Raw genomic sequence first — 1216 nt, 5'->3', positions numbered from 1 at the left:
GGTAGTGTCAAATATCTTTCGCACTTTCGTTTTCAGGCGACGGCTCCGTGTGCTTGGTTCTGCTCTTGGTAGAGCGGCGCCATGTTGATGTATTTTTGCGCTGACCATTTACCGGCCGCGATGTGCCTGAGCCTGGCTGCGGCCAGGTTCAGGCATGATTGGCCATCCGGGAAGGCTCCCACGACCCGTGTCCTTCGCCTGATTTCCTTCATGATCCGTTCCAGCGGGTTGTTTGTCCTGATCTTGCGCCAATGGCTGTCCGGAAAGCCGTAATAGGTCAACGTCTCGCCGATGCTCTCTTTAATGAGATCGGCTGCTCGTGTCAGGCGTTGCGCCCGTAGATCCGCGATCACCGCTTCGGCCTTTTCCTGTGCAGCCTTTCGGTTCTCCTGGGCATGGATTGCCTTCAGCATGTGCGTGACCTCCCGCAGCTTCGTGGACGGTACGTGGCTGAACACATTGCGGTAGAAGTGCACCATGCAGCGCTGCCACTGTGTGTCCGGCAGATAGTCGGCCACGCTCTCCACCAGACCGCGGCAAGCGTCCGATATGATCAGCCGGACACCTTTGAGGCCCCGGTCCACCAGATGGCGCAGGAAGGTCGACCAGCCGGACTTGTCTTCCTTCGCCCCTTCGCAAATGCCAAGAATCTCCCGGTACCCTTCCGAATTGACCGCACTGGCCACAAGCAGGGACACGTTCCGCACTTCCCCAGCCCACGTCCGCTTCATCACGATCCCGTCCAGATAGAGATAGGGATGCTCACCTTCTATTCGACGATGCCGCCATTCCTCGATCTTCGCGTAGATCTTCTTGTTCAGGTTCGAGACCGTGCCGGGTGAGACCCGCGTGCCCCAAAGCGCCTCGGTGATGTCCTCCACACGGCGGACAGAAACACCGGCCAGATACATCTCGATCAGGGCTTCCTCGACACTGCTTTCCCGGCGCTGGTAACGCTCGATGATCGCCGTCTCGAACGTCTGGCGCCGAAGCTTCGGCATCTTCAGCTTCACTTCACCCGCCTTGGTATGCAACGAGCGCTCGTAGCTGCCAGCACGGGTGTCTTGACGCCCGTCCTTGCGTTCATAGCGGCCAGCTCCGCAAAGCCGGTCCGCCTCCGCGTCCAGCATCGCGTTCAACGCCTCCTCGACAGTGCCACGCACCATCTCTCCCAGATGGTCCTTGATCCGGGCTTCATCGATCCGGATCACGTTGC

Annotated in this window: 1 protein-coding gene; it reads right to left on the bottom strand. The window is 59.5% G+C overall.

Annotation, left to right across the window (positions count from 1 at the left end; all coding sequences use genetic code 11):
* Positions 1-32: 32 nt before the first annotated feature.
* The gene (locus tag F0184_RS20455; protein WP_244299406.1) at positions 33-1211 is read right to left on the bottom strand and encodes an IS256 family transposase; all 1179 of its coding nucleotides are present in this window, start codon (positions 1209-1211) and stop codon (positions 33-35) included.
* Positions 1212-1216 lie beyond the last annotated feature (5 nt).

The organism is Roseibium aquae (assembly GCF_008711285.1).
Classification (GTDB): domain Bacteria; phylum Pseudomonadota; class Alphaproteobacteria; order Rhizobiales; family Stappiaceae; genus Roseibium; species Roseibium aquae.
The sequence above is the reverse complement of the archived record's forward strand: the minus strand, read 5'-3'. Positions and strand labels throughout refer to the sequence as shown.